1 protein-coding gene is annotated in these 330 nt (G+C 48.2%); it reads right to left on the reverse strand.

Annotated elements, in window-relative coordinates; all coding sequences use genetic code 11:
• Window positions 1–330 (reverse strand): vitamin B12 dependent-methionine synthase activation domain-containing protein (locus tag AB4585_RS29230; protein WP_372172312.1); only part of this gene is annotated, 330 nt, incomplete at both ends.

Below are 330 nucleotides of genomic sequence, written 5' to 3' on the forward strand. Positions count from 1 at the left end.
ATCCCCAGATATCCTTACGCACTTGCTGATGAAGGTACTCGGCAAAGGCTTCAGCCAAGCGATCGGCTACCGCCTGGATCATAATCGCGTTGTAATCATCACCTTCCGCTTTGTAGTTGTCAGCAATCTCACGCTCACCAATACCACCCGTTACGGCAAATCCACCAATCCAATCTTTAACACCGCTTTCTTTAGGCGCAATGTAATCGCTCAAGCAGTAATTGAAGCCTTTCGGCTTTTTGGTTTGCTGACGAAGGTTGAATAACGTCTTAGCCACAACCGTACGTGACTCGTCGGTATACACCTCGATATCATCACCCACACTGTTGG

It is taken from the genome of Vibrio sp. 10N.222.49.C9, from assembly GCF_041474985.1.
In the GTDB taxonomy this organism is placed as follows: domain Bacteria; phylum Pseudomonadota; class Gammaproteobacteria; order Enterobacterales; family Vibrionaceae; genus Vibrio; species Vibrio crassostreae_C.